General features: G+C 68.4%; 14 protein-coding genes. 8 read left to right on the plus strand and 6 right to left on the minus strand.

Annotated elements, in window-relative coordinates; translation table 11 throughout:
- Nucleotides 1-15: 15 nt before the first annotated feature.
- The 4 genes from AB1L88_RS07950 to AB1L88_RS07965 form a co-directional block, all read right to left on the minus strand.
- Entirely contained in the window at nucleotides 16-1,332 is a 1,317-nt protein-coding gene (locus tag AB1L88_RS07950) for a TlpA disulfide reductase family protein (protein WP_367096108.1), read from the minus strand.
- Between the two features lie 99 nt (nucleotides 1,333-1,431).
- Entirely contained in the window at nucleotides 1,432-2,802 is a 1,371-nt protein-coding gene (locus AB1L88_RS07955; protein WP_367096109.1) for a hypothetical protein, read from the minus strand.
- Nucleotides 2,803-2,953: 151 nt separating this feature from the next.
- The gene (gene ribA / locus AB1L88_RS07960) at nucleotides 2,954-4,201 is read right to left on the minus strand and encodes a GTP cyclohydrolase II (RefSeq protein WP_367096110.1); all 1,248 of its coding nucleotides are present in this window, start codon (nucleotides 4,199-4,201) and stop codon (nucleotides 2,954-2,956) included.
- Between the two features lie 198 nt (nucleotides 4,202-4,399).
- Nucleotides 4,400-4,936, minus strand: coding sequence for a hypothetical protein (locus AB1L88_RS07965; RefSeq protein WP_367096111.1), 537 nt, complete (start codon nucleotides 4,934-4,936; stop codon nucleotides 4,400-4,402).
- 279 nt (nucleotides 4,937-5,215) lie between these two features.
- On the opposite strand from AB1L88_RS07965, the gene AB1L88_RS07970 reads away from it, so the two are divergent.
- From AB1L88_RS07970 to prmC, 6 genes are all read left to right on the plus strand, one after another.
- On the plus strand, nucleotides 5,216-6,526 hold the full coding sequence (locus AB1L88_RS07970) for an ATP-binding protein (protein WP_367096144.1): 1,311 nt from the start codon (nucleotides 5,216-5,218) through the stop codon (nucleotides 6,524-6,526).
- Between the two features lie 436 nt (nucleotides 6,527-6,962).
- A complete protein-coding gene (locus tag AB1L88_RS07975) occupies nucleotides 6,963-7,568 on the plus strand; it encodes a thioredoxin family protein (protein ID WP_367096112.1) in 606 nt (201 codons plus the stop codon).
- A gap of 223 nt (nucleotides 7,569-7,791) precedes the next feature.
- Entirely contained in the window at nucleotides 7,792-8,583 is a 792-nt protein-coding gene (locus AB1L88_RS07980; protein WP_367096113.1) for a TlpA disulfide reductase family protein, read from the plus strand.
- Nucleotides 8,584-8,750: 167 nt separating this feature from the next.
- Nucleotides 8,751-9,050 carry a type B 50S ribosomal protein L31 gene (locus AB1L88_RS07985; protein ID WP_367096114.1) on the plus strand — a complete coding sequence of 100 codons (300 nt, stop codon included), beginning with the start codon at nucleotides 8,751-8,753 and terminating at the stop codon, nucleotides 9,048-9,050.
- A gap of 155 nt (nucleotides 9,051-9,205) precedes the next feature.
- Nucleotides 9,206-10,273, plus strand: a complete 1,068-nt coding sequence (gene prfA, locus AB1L88_RS07990; RefSeq protein WP_367096145.1) for a peptide chain release factor 1 — start codon at nucleotides 9,206-9,208, stop codon at nucleotides 10,271-10,273.
- A gap of 4 nt (nucleotides 10,274-10,277) precedes the next feature.
- A complete protein-coding gene (prmC, locus tag AB1L88_RS07995; RefSeq protein ID WP_367096115.1) occupies nucleotides 10,278-11,177 on the plus strand; it encodes a peptide chain release factor N(5)-glutamine methyltransferase in 900 nt (299 codons plus the stop codon).
- Between the two features lie 30 nt (nucleotides 11,178-11,207).
- Here prmC and AB1L88_RS08000 read toward each other — a convergent pair whose 3' ends face one another.
- Nucleotides 11,208-11,711, minus strand: coding sequence for a pyridoxamine 5'-phosphate oxidase family protein (locus AB1L88_RS08000; protein WP_367096116.1), 504 nt, complete (start codon nucleotides 11,709-11,711; stop codon nucleotides 11,208-11,210).
- Nucleotides 11,712-11,818: 107 nt separating this feature from the next.
- Nucleotides 11,819-13,123, minus strand: coding sequence for an NTP transferase domain-containing protein (locus AB1L88_RS08005; protein ID WP_367096117.1), 1,305 nt, complete (start codon nucleotides 13,121-13,123; stop codon nucleotides 11,819-11,821).
- Nucleotides 13,124-13,394: 271 nt separating this feature from the next.
- Here AB1L88_RS08005 and gatC point away from each other — a divergent pair, with 271 nt between their 5' ends.
- Nucleotides 13,395-13,682 carry an Asp-tRNA(Asn)/Glu-tRNA(Gln) amidotransferase subunit GatC gene (gene gatC, locus AB1L88_RS08010; protein WP_367096118.1) on the plus strand — a complete coding sequence of 96 codons (288 nt, stop codon included), beginning with the start codon at nucleotides 13,395-13,397 and terminating at the stop codon, nucleotides 13,680-13,682.
- 93 nt (nucleotides 13,683-13,775) lie between these two features.
- On the plus strand, nucleotides 13,776-15,275 hold the full coding sequence (gene gatA / locus AB1L88_RS08015) for an Asp-tRNA(Asn)/Glu-tRNA(Gln) amidotransferase subunit GatA (RefSeq protein ID WP_367096119.1): 1,500 nt from the start codon (nucleotides 13,776-13,778) through the stop codon (nucleotides 15,273-15,275).
- Nucleotides 15,276-15,292: the final 17 nt, after the last annotated feature.

Here is a 15,292-nt window from a genome sequence, read left to right on the forward strand (position 1 = left end):
GGCCCTTTTTTTTGCTCAGGGGGCGTCGATTTCCTGGAGCAGTTGGTCGATCTGACCGGCCATCTTGCGGCGAAACTCCGGATCGAAGCCGGTGATGACGGCGCGAATGGTCCCGTCTGGCCCGATCAGCAGGACCGAAGGGATGGCCCGGACACCGAACGCCCGGGCCATCTTGCCCTCGGCATCCAGCGCGACCTCGGCCAGGGGTGGGCGGCGCACCTTCAAGTCGTTGCGGTCGAGGAAGGTGAGCAGCTCCTTGGCGAGACTCGGTGCATCGTCGCCCCCCTCGTCGATGCTCACGCAGAGGACGCGGAGGTCGTCGGCGCGGTCGGCCTCCGCGTAGGCGTCGATCAGGGCGGCGACCTCGGGCAGTTCCTTCAGGCAGGGGCCGCACCAGGTCGCCCAGAAGTCGATGAGGACGACTTTCCCCTCGAGATCGACGGCCCGGATCTCCTCGCCGAGCCCTTCGTCGTTGAGCAGGGGCACGGTGAATTGCGGGGCGGGTGTCCCCACGCGAGGGTCGGCCGCGAGTTTCGCCGCTTCTTCCCTCGCACGGGCCTCGGGATCGAGCAAGGGGCCGAGGACGGCCATGCCGGGGGGCGGCTCGGTGAGGAACGGGTTGTTTTCTTCGTCGGCGGGGGGGGGGGCCTCGGTGGAGATGGGCCCGGTGGTCCAGGAGACCTCGACGCCGTCGAGCGAGAGCCCGGGAGGGCTCAGATCCGCGACCGATTCGGGATCCATCACCGCCTCTCCCCCGACGATCAGGAAGGACTCCGGGTCAATGAACAGGCGCCAGTCGGTCCGGCCGAGCATCGGGACGCGGAGGACTCTGACCGAGGTCCCTTGCCACTCCCGATCCTCCTCGATCGCGAGCTGCTCGGGGTCGGTCGGGATCGCCCGCCCCGGTTCCTCGCCGGTCAGGAGGCCGAGGATCAGCGGCAATGGGGGGCCGATCGGGTCACCCAGCACGGCCGACCCGACCGCCGAAACCGCCATCACCTCGACACCGGCCCGATCGGGGGCGGCCGCGATCTCGTAGTGGCCCGCGGGGGTGACGACCGAGAGCATCTGCTCGCCGTCGCTGACGATCCGGGAGCCGGGGGCCTGCACCGCGAAGCGATCGGGCCGGGAATAGGCCAGGCGGAACGGGTCGAACCGCTCGATCTTCTCGCCGTCGATGGTGAACGTCACGTCCCGCTGGCCCCGATCGGCATAGTGATCGAGCCCTTGATAGGTCTCGGCGACGCGACGCAGGAGGGAGAGCGCGTCGTCGTCCCGGGGAGCGACGGCCGGGACGACACAGAGCCAGGCACCGATGAGGGTTGCGATCACGTCGGAGTCTCCAGGGTCAGACCATCACGAGCCGAGCATGGGATGGATCGGCCGATCGGTCGAATCGTCCTTGCCCCGCGCCGAAGGCGATTCGACGGCTCAATTGCCGGATGGGGTCGCGGAATCCGGCCCCTCGGCGTCGAGCAGGGCCTCGATCGTCGGGACCAGTTCGAGCACCTTCTGGGGGGGCGAGGCGACGAGGACCTCCCGGACGACCCCTCCCGCATCGATCAGGATGAGCATGGGGATCGCCTCGATGCCCAGGGCCTCGGCGGTCTGCCCGTCGGGATCCAGGGCGACGCGGGCCATCGGCGGGCGATCGAGTCGGAACTCCTTGGAGTCAAGGAACTGCTCGACGAGGGTCCGGACCTCGTTGATTTGCTCGTCGCTCGGCGGGGCCTCGGCGTCCTCCGGGGCGTCCTCGGCGGGCGCCGGCTTGTCGAGGCTCAGGGAGACCACGAGCAGGCGGTCGGCGTCGGGGTGGTCGGCGAAGTGATCGATCACGGTCGCCAGGGCCTCGAGTTCGGAGACGGAGGGTTCGAACCAGGTGGTCCAGGCGTCGATGACCACGACCTTGCCGGCCAGGTCGTCCCGGGTGAGGGGTTCGAGCGCCCCGTCCGGCGCAAGCAGATTCATCGTAACTCCCGGGACGGGATTCCCCTTCAGGTTGGCGCCCGGCTCGGTCCCGTCGGGGCCGGCCATCAGGGCGGCGAGGCTCTCCACGCGTCGGGCGTCCTCGGGGGGGGAGTAGACGAACCGATCGTCGGGGGGCACCTGGGTCGAGATCGTCCCGGGGGACCAGGAGATTTCCTTGACCGTCAGGTCCTCGGGCAGTTCCTGAGGGGCGGGGACCACCTCGATCCGGCGGAGCAGGTAGCTCTGCGGGTCGATCAGCAATCGGACGACGGGGCCGGCCTCGGGGACGATCTTCAGCGATCGGCACTCGATGCCGTCGATCGTCCGCTCCGGCTCCCGTTCGAGGCGTTCGACCCCCTGGAGGATCGCCTCGTACGGATCCTCGGAGGCGAGCAGCCGGAACAGGGTCATCGACGGGATTCCCGTGATCCCGCCGAAGATGTAGGCGGCGGCCGGATCCCGGGCGAGGACGGTCGTGCTCAGCGCCTCGGGCGCCTCGGCAATGAGGTAGAGCCCGGTGAGGGCCGAGATCTGCTCTTGCCCGTTGAGGTAAAACGCCGCCGGTTCCTGGGCCACCGCGAGCCGATTGGGTCGAGCGAAGGCAAACGGCTTCTCGAGCGTTTGCGCGGTTTCCTCCCCCGCAAGCGCGAACGAAAGCGTCATCGTCCCTTCGTCGGCGTAGCCGGGCAGCCGGGCGTAGGCTTCGGCCACCCGACGCAGCAAGGAATGGCCGGGGTCGAAGTTCGGCTCCTGCGTCATGGCGATTCCCGGGGAAGGCCCCGAAACCAGGGCCAGCAGCAGGCTCGCGGAGCAGATCAAGGGGGATCGGAGCACGAGAGACTCCCTTCCGAATCGGTTCGATCGGCCCGGCTCGGATTCCTTTTGAGCCGGGCCTTTTTGTCGTTCGAACACGATCGTAACTCGCCCAAGGCTACCCCTGCCAGGGCGCATCGCTCGGGAATCAGGGCACGACGGCACGACCGAATTAATCGGCACGAGGCCCGGCGCTCGACGAGCCGTCGGCAAGCTGCGGAAGGAGATGGCCGAGCCGGTCACGCTTGGCGTCGAGATAACGGCGCCGGGCGTCCTCATCGGGGGCGATGATCGGCACCTGATCGACGACCTGGAGGTCGTAGCCGCTGATGACGAAGGCATCGACCTTCTTCGGATTATTAGTCAGGAGCCGGACCTTCTTCAGGCCGAGGTCCTGGAGGATCTGGAGGCCGATCCCGTAATCCCGCATGTCGGCCTGGAAGCCGAGGGCGAGGTTGGCGTCGACCGTATCGAGCCCCTGATCCTGGAGCGCGTACGCCTTGATTTTCTGGATCAGGCCGATGCCTCGGCCCTCCTGGGGCAGGTAGATCAGGGCCCCGGCCCCTTCGGCCGAGATCTGCTGCAGGGCCATGTGCAACTGGTCGCCGCAATCGCAGCGGAGCGAGGCGAGCAGGTCGCCGGTGAAGCAGGACGAATGCAGCCGGACGAGCGGGGCGGGGACGCCCTTGAGGTCGCCGAAGGCGATGGCGATCGGGTTGTTGCCCGGCTCGTGATCGACGCTGTAGCCGATCACCCGGGCCTCGCCGTACTTCGTCGGCAGGGCGGCCTCGGTTTCGCGGTGGACGAGCTTCTCGAGCCGCCGTCGGTAGCGGATCAGCTCCTCGATCGAGACGATCGGGAGGTTGAATCGCTGGGCAATCTCGTGCAACTTCGCCCGACTGGCCCGCCCGGTGCCGTCGAGGATCTCGATCAGGACCCCCGCGGGCGAGAGGCCAGCCAACCGGGCCAGGTCGACGGTCGCCTCCGTGTGCCCGGCCCGCCGCAGGACGCCCCCCTCCTTCGAGAGCAGGGGCAAGACGTGGCCGGGGCGGGTGAAGTCGGAGGCCTTCGAGGTGGGGTCGACCATCGCCCGGATCGTCTGGGCGCGCTCGGCGGCGGTGATGCCGGTGTGGCAGCTCTTGTGATCGACCTGGATCAGGAACGGGGTCTTGTGCGGGGCCGTGTTCAGCTCGACGACGGCGTGGAGGTTCAGGCGTTCGGCCAGCTCGGGCATGATCGAGACGCAGAGCAAGCCGCGTCCCTCGGTGATCATGAATTCCACGAGCTCGGGCGTGATCGTCTCCGCCGCGGCGACGAAGTCTCCCTCGTTCTCGCGGTCTTCGGCATCCACCACGATGACGGCCCGGCCCTCGGCAATGGCCCGGATCGCGTCGTCCACGTTCGAAAATGCGTCGCCCATCGGGCCCCCGGCTCCCAGAACACTCCCGGTTCGGGCGGACAAGCCCCGCCCTTCGACATCCCTAATGATAGGCGCAAGGCCCCGCTCGGGACCAGGAGCGGTCGGGAATCGGCCGGGGGCGATCGGTCGATCTGGATTGAGGAACCCCGTCCGGGCCAGGACCATTCCGGGAGCGCGATCCCCCGGCGCTCCGGACCACTACCAGCGGATCGAGAGCCCTCCCAGGCCGAATCCGAAGGGGATGTCGATTCCGCCGGGCGGCCTGGCCCCGTAGCCGTAACCGTAGTCATAGCCATACGGTGCGACGGGGCTGGCGGGAACAGGGCCGTAGGGGTTGAGGGCGCCCGGACCGATCGGGACCCCTCCGACGATGGGAGCGGCCGGCCGGGGGAGATACGCCCGCGTGGCATCCCGATAGGCCTGAGCGCGGTAGGCTTCGGAGAGGACGAACGGTTGGGCGCCGTACCGGGTGTACGGATTGACGTAAGGCGGCCGGTACGCCTGACGACGCTCCAGCTCCTCCGCACGCTGCAGCGCGTCGAGATATTCAGCTCGGCGCGCCTCCAGTTCGCGCAGGGCGGCCTCGCGGTCGACCTCGGCCGACCGAATTTCTTCGTCCAACGGGTCGATATCCTGGGCGATCGCCCGCGGAGCCATCGCCAACAGGCCGGCCAGGCCCAGGAGACCCGGGATCAGGAGATGTCGCCAGGAGTGGTGATCCATCGAAATCGTCATGAGAAGGTTCCTCGATCGGGGGGGAATCCAAGGTGCAAAGGCTCGAACAACCTGGCCGAGGTCGCTCGGGTCGGGTCCGCGCGGGACTCGGCGAGGAGGCCGATCGGGCCGGCAAGGGTCCGGCCTCCGGGCCGTCGGCCACGGTTTCGTCGACGGCAGGATGGACAAGGTGGTAGTCTGTCATGCAAAGCAGGGGCCAACCGGCGCCGAGGGCCCTTGTCGTCCCGATTCGTCGGAACATCGGAGCGAACGACGCCGAGACCCCGGGGGTTGCCTGACGTGAGGTCCGAGTACTGGTCGGTCCTGGGAGTGCTGGTCGGGCTGGCCGCCCTGGCGGGATTGGTCGCGTCCGCCTCCCGAGCCCGGAGGCAGAGCCGCGGGGCGCTTGAGCAACTGACGAGGGCCGTCGAGGCCCTGGTCGCGGGCCAGCCGATGCCTCTCCTTCCCGGCCGGCTCTCGGGGGTCTCGGGCCGGTTCGCCGACCGGATCAGCCGGGCCGGGGTCGAGCTCTCGAGCCGGATTGACCGCCTTGAGGACGACCGGCGCAAGCTCGACGCGGTGCTCAGCGCCATGAACGAGGGGGTGCTTGCCGTCGATGCCCGTCAGCGGCTCCTGTTCGCGAACCCGACCGCCCAGCGGATGTTCCAGATTGCCGGGGATTCCGAGGGCCGCCTCGTGGCCGAGCTGGTCCGGAGCCCCTTGATCCAGATGGCGGTCGAATCGACCCTGGCCAGCCGGGGAGCCTACCGGGCCGAGATCGGGCTCGCCGGCCGGAACCCCCTGGCGAGCGATCAGGAACGGACGATCTCGGTGCACGGGACCCCCCTGCCCGGCTCTCCCCCTTCGGGAGCCGTCTTCGTCTTGCACGACGTGACCGATTTGAGACGCCTGGAGCGCATGAGACAGGACTTCGTCGCCAACGCCTCGCACGAGCTGAAGACCCCCCTGGCGGCGATCAAGGTGAACACCGAAACCTTGCTCGACTGGGGCCTGCACGACGACTCGGTCAACGTCACCCTGCTGAACCAGATCAACGAGCAGGTGGACCGGCTCGACAATCTGGTGCAGGACATGCTCCGGCTGGCTCGCCTGGAATCGGGCCAGCAGCCGTTCCAGTTCGAGCCGATGGCGCTCGGGCCGGTCGTCCGGGAGTGCATCGAGTCGCACGAGGCGCGGGCAAACGCCCGAGACCAGTCGTTGGTCGCCGAGCTGGAGGATCTGGACGACTCGGTCCGCGTCCGGGCCGCCGAGGAAGCCGTGCGGCAGATCCTCGACAACCTGATCGACAACGCCATCAAGTACACCCCCGAGGGGGGATCGATCCGCGTTGCGACCCGGGCCAATGCGCAACGGGTGACGATCTCGGTGACCGACAGCGGCTCCGGAATCCCGAGGGACGACATCCCGAGGATCTTCGAGCGCTTCTACCGGGTCGACAAGGCGAGGAGCCGATCGCAAGGCGGCACGGGCCTGGGCCTGGCGATCGTCAAGCATCTGGTGCAGTCGCTCGACGGGGAAGTCGGGGTCGAGAGCATCGTCGGCACCGGCAGCACGTTCACGGTCCGATTCCCAAGACACCCGGGGCCTTGAACCGAGATCGCCTCATTCCGCGAAAAAAATTCCTCCAACGACCGAACACCAGGGGGCCGTATCTCGTAGCAAGGTCCGTGATCGGGGACCCCGGCGGGCAGTCGATTGACGCGGGCGGCCGACAGAGCTAGGCTGACCGATGTCTCGAGGGGTGTCCCATCGATCACGCGAATCGAAAAAGTGAGGCCAGCCCGACCGAATCCGCCGCCTCACTTCCACTGAGCGAATCTCCCGGCGGCCGTGACCGGATTTGTCTCGGCCGCGACTGACGGAGCGGAACCAACGGGGAACCAGGGGGATGGACTGGCCCCGATTGGATGAACAGGTGTCGTACCTCAACACGTCAACGGGATCGGGTTGCCTTGACTTAACCCCCGACCAGCATTCAATCGACCCGGTCCCTCTCGCTTTCGAATCACCAGAGGAGCTTGCACCGATGCGCATGTTTGTCTCCGGACTCGTTGCCCTGGCCCTGGCCGTCCCCGCCGTGGCCGGTGAATACAACAAGACCGTCGACATCGGGCAGAAGGCCCCCGATTTCTCCGGCATCCCGGCCACCTACAAGGGCCAGGACACCTCCATCTCCCTGAGCGACGCCGAGGAAGAGGTCGTCGTCCTCGTCTTCCTCGGCAACCATTGCCCGTACGTGGTCGCGATCGAAGACCACCTCAACGACTTCGTGGAGAACTACGAAGGCAAGAGCGTGAAGCTGATCGGCGTCAGCGTCAACGACCACCCGGATGACAAGCTGCCGCAGATCAAGGAGTGGGTCAAGGAAAATAGCTCGCTCTACGCCTACGGCTATGACGAAAGCCAGGAAATCGGCCGCAAGTACGGCTCGACCAAGACCCCTGAGTTCTTCGTCCTCGACAAGGACCGCACCATCCGCTACATGGGCGCCATGTACCGCAACCCGCTGAAGGTCGAGCCGGGCGAGACCAACTTCGTCGCCAACGCCGTCGATGCCCTGCTCGCCGGCGAAGAGGTCGAGGTCAAGGAAACCCCCGCCATCGGCTGCGGCGTCGTCTACAAGCGCAAGTGATCCGGGACGCCAACCGGACGCCGTCGGGTCGCAATCCGTGATCCGGCGTGCCGACAGCAGCGACTGACCGATCGAACCCCGCCGCCCGTCGTCGGACCATCCCCCGGCGGCGGGCGGTGTTCGTTCCCATCCTTGCTCGGCCTGGTGCCGACGCCCCTCGGATTTCCAGCCGGACCGACCTTCGCCACTCCGACCCGCCGCCCACCCCCGGAGGACCATTCCCATGACCCGACCCGCCCGAACGCTCGCCCACTGGCTGACCCTGGCGACCTTCTCCGCCGCCGTCGGCCTGATCGGCTGCTCTGAACCCGCCGGCGACCCGATCGAGCCGACTCCCGGCGAGGTCATCAGCCCCGAGGTCCCCGGAGACAGCGCCCCCGCCCCGGGAGAGCCCGCCGAGCCGGCGGCCGAGACCCCGCTTGAGATGGACCCCCTGCCCACCCCGGACGAATCCGAACCCGCCCCGGCCGAGCCGGAACCCGCCCCGACGGAGCCGGAACCCGCTCCCGCCGAGCCGGAAGCGGCCGCCGAGCCGGAAGCGACCGACACGGCCGATCTCGAACTCCGGCCGGTGACCTACGACGAGCTGAAGGCCCACATCGCCGAGAGCGATGCGCCCCTGACCCTCGTCGATTGCTGGGCGAGCTGGTGCGACCCGTGCAAGGAGAATTTCCCGCACGTCCTGGAGATGGCCTCCTCCTTCGAGGACAAGGGCTTGAAGGTCATCGCCCTGTCGTTCGACGCCGGCACCGAGGTCGACGACATCGACGAGGCCCAGCTCAAGGAGGCCAAGCGATTCCTCTCGGCCATGGATGTCTCGAAGGTCGAGAACCTCCGCCACGGGCAACTGCTGTTCGAGTCGTTCGAGGCCTATAACGTCACGACCATCCCGGCCGTCTTCCTCTTCGACGGCGAGGGGAACGAGGTCGCCCGCTTCACCTACGACGACCCGGACAACCAGTTCACCTACGACGAAGTCGAGGCCAAGGTCGCCGAACTGCTCGCGAGCGAGTGATCGAGCGACCTGCCAGGGCGGCCCGGTTCGGCGATCGAGGGACAAAACCCCTTCCCCAACCCGGCCTCCTGTCGATACGATAGCATCCTATTGACCACGAGTCGGCCCCCCGCGCCCGGTGCGCGGGGGGCCGTCGTTCGCCTGTCTCCCGGCCGGACCCACGCCCGATGAAAGAAGGCATCCACCCCAACTATCGCCCGGTCGTCTTCCACGACGCCTCGAGCGATTTCGAAATCATCACCCGGTCGACGATCAAGACCAACCAGAAGAAGACCATCGACGGGGTCGAGTACCCCCTGGTCGTCGTCGACGTCTCCAGCGCCTCGCACCCGTTCTACACCGGCAAGACGAAGTTCGTCGACGCCGCCGGCCGGGTCGACAAGTTCAATCGCAAGTTCCAGGGACGCTACGGCAAGGGCCGCAAGGGTTCCGAGGCCGAGGCGGCCAGCGAAGCCTCGGACAGCTAGCCCCGACGGATCGCTCATCAAGCGGCCTGCCCCGATCGGCGCTTCGACCCGGCTCCCCGCGATGCCGCTTCGAAGGCCGCGACGGCAGGCCGTTGATCGTTTCTCGACGCGTGTGCTTGCTTCTCCTCAAGTCCTTCCGATCGGCGTCTGTGGCTGTGTTTGAGAAACTCCAGGCCGATTATCGTCGCTTCCGAGAAGTTGACCAGGCGCTGCTCGACCCTGGCGTCGCGTCCGACCCGGCCCGGGTCTCAGCCCTGGCCAAGGAACGCGGCACCCTGGCCAAGGCGGCCGTGCCCTATGGCCGCTACCTGGAACTCGGCCAGCTCATCGCCGAGGCCGAGGCCATGGCGCTCGACGAATCCGATCACGAGATGCGCGCCTACGCCGAGGCCGAGCTGGAAGCGCTCCGCTCGCAGCGCGACGCGATCGCCGAGTCACTTCGCGACCTGATCTACGACCGCGTGGCCGGGTCCGATCGCTCGGGCCTCATCATGGAGATCCGGGCCGGGACCGGCGGCGACGAGGCCGCCCTGTTCGCCCGAGACCTCCTCGAGATGTATCGCCGCTACTGCGAGTCGAAGGGCTGGTCGTTCGAGCTCCTGGAGCTGAACCCGACCGAGCTGGGCGGGGCCAAGGAGGTCAGCTTCGCCATCAACGGCGAGGGGGCCTACCGCCACCTCCAGTTCGAGAGCGGCGGCCACCGCGTCCAGCGCGTCCCCGCGACCGAGACGCAGGGGCGCATCCACACCTCGGCCGCGACCGTCGCCGTGCTCACCGAGCCGGAGGAAGTCGAGATCGAGATCCGCCCCGAGGACCTCGAAGTCGATGTGATGCGAGCCGGGGGCCCCGGCGGCCAGCACCAGAACAAGACCGAGAGCGCGGTGCGGCTCACCCACACGCCGAGCGGGATCGTCGTCGTCTGCCGGGACGAACGCAGCCAGCACAAGAACCGGGCGAAGGCACTGCGATTGCTCCGCTCTCGCCTGTTCGACCAGATGCAGGAAAGCGCCAATGCCGAACGGGCCGAGCAGCGGCGGAGCCTCATCGGCTCCGGCGACCGCTCGCAGCGCATCCGGACCTACAACTTCCCGCAGAATCGCGTGACCGACCACCGAATCAACCTGACGCTCTACAGCCTCGACCGCGTCATCCTCGGCGACCTCGACCCCTTGACCGACGCGCTGATCGATCACGACCGACACGAGCAACTCGGGGAGCTTTGAACCCGTGGCCGAACGCGAAGAGCCCTGGACCATCGGCCGATTGCTCACCTGGACGCAGGGATTCTTGCGCGACAAGGGCTCGGACAGCCCTCGGCTCGATGCCGAGGTCCTCCTGGCCCAGGTCCTCCAAACCGACCGGGTGAAGCTGTACACCCAGTGGGAGGACGAGGTCGGCTCGGCCGATCGGGCATCGTACCGCGACCTGATCCGGAAGCGGGCCGAGGGTGCGCCGGTCGCCTACCTCGTCGGCCGGAAGGAATTCTTCTCGATGTCGCTGGCGGTGTCTCCGGCCGTCCTCATCCCGAGGCCCGACACGGAATTCCTGGTCGTGGAGGCCCTCGACGCCCTGAAGGGCACGACCACCCCTCGGGTCGTCGACGTCGGGACCGGTTCCGGGGCCATTGCCCTGGCCATCGCCCAGCAACGCATCGACGCGCAGGTCGTTGCCATCGACCTCAGCCCCGAAGCCCTGGCCATCGCCCGGGCGAACGCCGATCGCCATTCGCTGGCCGATCGGGTCGTGTTTATGGAGGGGGACCTCCTGGAGCCGGTCGCCGGCGACGGGCCGTTCGACGCCATCGTCTCGAACCCGCCCTACATCGCGACCGACGTGATCCCGACGCTCGAGGCCGGTGTCCGGGACTTCGAGCCTCACCTGGCGCTCGACGGCGGGGCGGACGGCCTGCAGGTTGTCGCCCGATTGATCGAGCAGGCGATCCCGCTCCTCAAGCCCGGGGGGAGTCTCCTGCTCGAAATCGGCTCGGACCAGGAGGGGCCGGTGAGGGCCTTCTTGGAATCGCGAGGCGAGCTGGAGGTCGGCCCGACCGTTCGAGACGGCTCCGGGCACCCCAGGGTGCTCCGGGCCCGGCGTCGATCGGAATCATCCGAGGGAAGCGAGCGCTGAGGGCCTCGAACGCTCGCCCCCCATCGCCGCTCAGATCTCGACCTTCTCATGCCCGGCCGGGGTGTGAGGCGTGCCGGTCATCGCGGCCTTGAGGTAGCCGACGGCATGGACGATCGCCCCCGGGGCGGTGTCCCAGTATTCCCCCTTGTCCACCTCGACCCGGATCAAGGCCAGCTCGGGGTCGTCGAGCCCTTGCGGGAACCAGGCCTTGTACGCCGGCGACCAGATGCGCTCGGCCCGGTCGCGATCGCGGACGAGCCGGGCCATCCCGGACAGGGAGACGTACTTCTGCGACTTCGTGCAGGAGTAACTCAGGTTCACATGCCGATCGCGGTCGATCTCGAAGACCTTCGGCGCGTGGTCTCTCGTGAAGAACCAGAGCGTCCCATCGAACGGCCCATCCAGATGGGTATGCATGGGCCGGCTTCGGAGCGAGCCATCCGATTCGACGGTCACCAGCATCGCGACCCCAAGTTCCGTGATCAGGTCCTGAAGCTTCTGCAGGTCGTCTCGTTGCGTCGTGTCAACGGCCATCACTGACTCTCCCGGTTCGGAGTTTGGGCAAACACACGAAGATCGAGAAAGCAAGCGGTGTGCCAGATGGCCCCTCGCCCCGGCCGGAAGATCGCTCCGGCCTCGGGTCATCGCCCGGGCCCCGGGCGATCGGCCCCGCCGGCCTCGGGGCCATCGGGCGGGCCGATCGGGCGGGCCGGGACCCCGACCACCGTCTGGCCCGCGGCCACATCCTTCCCCTTCGTCACGACCGCCCCGGCGCCGACCGTCGCCTCGGCCCCGATCGTCACCGGGGCCACCAGCACGGCCCCGGAGCCGATGAAGGCCCCTCCCCCGATTTCCGTCTGTGCCTTGGTCTTGCCGTCGAAGTTCGCGGTGATCGCCCCGGCCCCGATGTTCACCCCGTGCCCGACGATCGCGTCGCCGAGGTACGCCAGGTGCCGGGCGCGCGCCCCGGCCTCGAAGGTCGACCGGTTGACCTCGACGAAGGCCCCGACCTCCACGTCATCGTGCAGGACCGTACCGTCTCTGAGGTGGGCGAACGGACCGATCCGGCAGTTGCGGCCGACCCGGACCGATCCGGAGATGACCGAGAAGGGGAAGATGGTCGTGTCCGGCCCGATGCTCGCCCGGCCGTCGATGAAGGTCGTCCGGGGGTCGACGATGCTGACGCCCTCGTCCATCAGCCGCGACTGGATCCGTCGCTGCATCACGACGTGGGCCTCTGCCAGGTGCTCCCTGGTATTGACCCCGAGGACATCCTCGGCATCCAGCACGGTCAGGGCGGCCACCGAGCGGCCCATCTGGATCAGGAGTTCCGGGGCGTCCGTCAGGTAATATTCGCCCTGGGCGTTGGTCGTGTCGAGCTGGTCGAGCGCATCCCAGAGCGCGGGCAGCTCGAAGACGTAGCAGCTGGGGTTGATCTCCTGGATCGCGGCCTCCTCGGGCGTGCAGTCGCGCTGCTCGACGATCCGCAGGAACCGGCCGGCCGAGTCGCGGAGGATCCGGCCGAATCCGGTCGGGTCGGGCAGGACGGCGGTCCCCATCAGGCAGACGAGCTGCTCGGCCCGCTGGCGATCGAGCAGGTTCGCCAGCGGCTCGGCCCTGAGCAAGGGTTCGTCCCCCACCAGGACCAGGGCCGGCCCGGAATAGCCCTCCAGCAAGGGGCGGCAGGCTCGGACGGCGTCTCCGGTCCCGAGCTGGCGCTCCTGGACGGCGAAGAAGACGTCGGGCTCGTCGGCCAGGGCGTCGCGGACCTGGTCGGCCCCGAACCCGACGACCACGATCACCGACCGCGCCCCGGCGCCGCGGGCGGCCTCGACGACGTAGCGGATCATCGGCTGCCCGCACACCTCGTGCAGCACCTTGGCTCGCTCGGATCGCATCCGCTTGCCCTGGCCCGCGGCCAGGATGATCGCGACCGGACCTTGCATCGTTCGCCTCGAAACGCTCTACGGGATCGGACGCCGACCGGCGGGCCGCGCGCCCGGCTCTCGATGATTGGCGTCGAAGTCTTCGGACACGATGCTAGCGGCGTCGGGTGGGCGGGTCAAACCGGGGGTGGATCCGCGGGGCAATCGGTCGTGAATCTTGAGCGGCCCGCGGTCGTCCCGTATAGTGGCCGCATTCCATCCGTCGGGCCCCTCGCCCGCACGATCGATTCCCCACGCCTTTATTTTTCGCGCACGACCGGGAGCCGCTCCCATGAACCTGAGCCCCGAGGATGTCGCCAAGGTGGCCCTGCTGGCCCGCCTTCGCCTCGAGCCGAACGAACTGGCCACCTATACCGGACAGATCAACGAGATCGTCCACTACGTCGAGCAGCTCCAGCAGGTCGATGTCTCCGGCGTCGAGCCGCTGGCCCACGGGGTCGAGGTCCGCAACGTCTTCCGAGAGGATCGGCGCACCGATTCGCTCCCTCGGGAGGAGGCCCTCGGCAACGCCCCGAAGCGGAACCACGAGGCGTTCCTGGTCCCCGCCGTCCTCCAGTGACCGTGACGGCCCGACGGCCCGGGCCTTCGCCCCTCGCCGCCATTCCTTCGCAATCTCCTCTTCCATCGTCATTGAGACAGGATCACGCTGTTCATGGACCCGCTGGGCGCGACTCTCTCCGGCTTGCTGGACGGCTATCACTCGGGCACCTTTTCGAGCGAGGAGGCCGTCGGCGCCTTCGTCCGCCGGATCGAGGCCCACAACGGCCGGCTCAACGCCCTGATCGACTTCGATCCGGCCCCCGCCCTGGAACAGGCCCGATCGATCGACGACCGCCGCCGGCGAGGAGAGCCGCTCGGCCCCCTGGCCGGGGTCCCGATCGCGATCAAGGACAACATCTGCCGCCGAGGCGAGCTGACGACCTGCTGCAGCCGAATGCTCGCCTCGTACCGCCCCCCATTCGACGCCACCGTCATCCGACGCCTGCGAGCGGCCGATGCCATCCTGCTCGGCCGGCTCAACATGGACGAGTTCGCGATGGGCTCGTCGAACGAGACGAGCGTGTATGGCCCGGCCCGCAACCCCTGGGACCCGGATCGCTCCCCCGGCGGGTCGTCCGGCGGGGCCGCCTCGGCCGTGGCCGCCTCGTTCGCCCCCACCGCCCTGGGCAGCGACACCGGCGGCTCGATCCGCCAGCCCGCGAGCCTCTGCGGCGTCGTCGGACTGAAGCCGACCTACGGCCGCGTCAGCCGATACGGCCTGGTCGCCTTCGCCAGCTCGCTCGACCAGATCGGCCCGTTCGGGCATGAGGTGGCCGATGTCGCCCGCGTGCTCTCGGTCATCGCCGGGAGCGACCCGATGGACGCGACCAGCGTCGAGATGCCCGTGCCGGATTATCTCGCGGCGATCGACGCGAAGACCGACCGCCCGCTCCGCATCGGCATCGCCCGCGAATTCTTCGCCGAGGGGCTCGATCCCGAGGTCGAGGCCGTCGTCCGGGAGGCCGCCCGCGTCTTCGAGGCCGAAGGGGCGACCGTCTCCGAGATCTCGTTGCCCAATACCGGCCAGGCGATCCCCGCCTACTACATCGTCGCCCCGGCCGAGGCCTCCAGCAACCTCGCCCGCTACGACGGCACGATCTTCGGCCACCGCGCCGAGGACTTCGAGCCGAGGACCGACGCGGAACGCGACGACCTGCCCGGCCTGGTCCGCATGATGATGGCCTCCCGGGCCGAGGGGTTCGGCCCCGAGGTCACCCGGCGGATCATGCTCGGCACGTTCGTCCTCTCTGCCGGATATGCCGACAAGTACTACGTCCAGGCCCTGAAGGTCCGCCGCCTGATCCGCGACGACTTCGACCGCGCCTTCAAGGACGTCGACGTCATCCTCGGCCCGACCAGCCCCGTGCCCGCGTTCAGGGTCGGCGAGAAGGTGAGCGACCCGCTGGCCATGTACCTGCTCGACGTCTACACCGGCTCGGCCAACCTGGCCGGGATTCCCGGCATCAGCCTGCCCGGCGGGCTGTCGAAATCCGGCCTGCCCATCGGCATCCAGCTCCAGGCCCCCGCCTTCGCCGAGGAGACCCTCCTCCGCGCCGCCCGGACCTTCGAGCGCGCCACCGACTGGCATACCAAACGGCCGCAGTTGGCTTGAGCACCGATGGATGTAGA

Origin of the sequence: Tautonia sp. JC769, assembly GCF_040717455.1 — a bacterium.
Taxonomy (GTDB): Bacteria; Planctomycetota; Planctomycetia; order Isosphaerales; family Isosphaeraceae; genus Tautonia.

Bases quoted from the DNA above. Each gene is read 5' to 3' on its own strand.
- ribA (WP_367096110.1), bottom strand. From the start codon at position 4,201: ATGGGCGACGCATTTTCGAACGTGGACGACGCGATCCGGGCCATTGCC.
- AB1L88_RS07965 (WP_367096111.1), bottom strand. From the start codon at position 4,936: ATGACGATTTCGATGGATCACCACTCCTGGCGACATCTCCTGATCCCG.
- AB1L88_RS07975 (WP_367096112.1), top strand. From the start codon at position 6,963: ATGCGCATGTTTGTCTCCGGACTCGTTGCCCTGGCCCTGGCCGTCCCC.
- AB1L88_RS07980 (WP_367096113.1), top strand. From the start codon at position 7,792: ATGACCCGACCCGCCCGAACGCTCGCCCACTGGCTGACCCTGGCGACC.
- AB1L88_RS07985 (WP_367096114.1), top strand. From the start codon at position 8,751: ATGAAAGAAGGCATCCACCCCAACTATCGCCCGGTCGTCTTCCACGAC.
- AB1L88_RS08000 (WP_367096116.1), bottom strand. From the start codon at position 11,711: ATGGCCGTTGACACGACGCAACGAGACGACCTGCAGAAGCTTCAGGAC.
- AB1L88_RS08005 (WP_367096117.1), bottom strand. From the start codon at position 13,123: ATGCAAGGTCCGGTCGCGATCATCCTGGCCGCGGGCCAGGGCAAGCGG.
- gatC (WP_367096118.1), top strand. From the start codon at position 13,395: ATGAACCTGAGCCCCGAGGATGTCGCCAAGGTGGCCCTGCTGGCCCGC.
- gatA (WP_367096119.1), top strand. From the start codon at position 13,776: ATGGACCCGCTGGGCGCGACTCTCTCCGGCTTGCTGGACGGCTATCAC.